At 64.3% G+C, this 1008-nt stretch carries 1 protein-coding gene; it reads left to right on the forward strand.

Translation table 11 applies throughout. From position 1 onward, the window contains the following. Nucleotides 1–6 precede the first annotated feature (6 nt). Nucleotides 7–1008, forward strand: a 1002-nt coding sequence (locus ACIOKD_RS42060; protein ID WP_402093769.1) for a condensation domain-containing protein, incomplete at its 3' end; no start/stop codon positions are given.

The following is a 1008-nucleotide window of genomic DNA, read 5'->3' on the forward strand; positions in this document are numbered from 1 at the left end:
GGTGCGTTGCTGCGGCGTACGAAGGAGGGTCTGCGGGCGGTGCCGCGCAAGGGCCTGGGATACGGCCTGCTGCGACACCTGACCGACTGGACGCCCGCCAAGGGGTCCGGTGCCGAGGTCTCCTTCAACTACCTCGGTCAGTCCGGCCGACGACCGGACGCGGTCGACACCGGTGAGGGCCGAAACGACCATCGGTTCCGGCCGTCCGGCAGGGACCTGGGCGCGTCGCAGTCGTCCGAGGGCGAACGTCCACATCTGCTTGAGGTGAACAGCCAGGTTGTCGATGGTCGTTTGGAGATGGTGTGGACGTATGGGGGTGGGGTGCATGACGGGGCGACCATTGAGCGGCTCGCGCATCGGTACGTTGATGTTCTTGCTGAGGTGATCGAGTTCTGCTGCCGTGCTGGGGTGGGTGGTTGCACGCCGTCGGACTTCCCGTTGGCGGGTTTGGATCAGGTTGCTCTGGATGGTGTGGCGGGGCGTTTTGGGACTGTGCTTGAGGATGTTTATCCGTTGACGGCGTTGCAGCAGGGGATGGTGTTTCACAGTCAGTTGTCGTCGGATGCGGGGATGTATTGGGTGCAGAACGGTCTGCTGCTGGAGGGTGAGCTTGATGTGGGGGCTTTGAGGCGGGCGTGGGAGTTGGTGTTCGCGCGGCATGAGGTGTTGCGCAGTGGGGTGGTGTGGGAGGGGGTTCCGCAGCCGTTGGCGGTGGTGTCGCGGTCGGTGTCCCTGCCGTGGGAGGTGGTGGATTTTTCGCTGGTGGGTGAGGGTGTGCGTGGTCGGGTGGATGATTTCCTGGCTGCTGACTGGGCGCGGGGTGCTGATTTTTCGGCGCCGACGTTGGTGCGGCTGGCGTTGGTGAGGTTGGCGGTGGACCGGTATCAGCTGGTGTGGAGTTATCACCATTTGCTGCTGGACGGGTGGAGTGTGCCGATTGTGTTGGGGGAGGTGTTGGAGGCGTATCACGCGTTTCGTGTGGGGGGTGTGCCGCGGCTTGGGGTGCGT

Source organism: Streptomyces sp. NPDC087844 (genome assembly GCF_044742785.1).
In the GTDB taxonomy this organism is placed as follows: Bacteria; Actinomycetota; Actinomycetes; order Streptomycetales; family Streptomycetaceae; genus Streptomyces.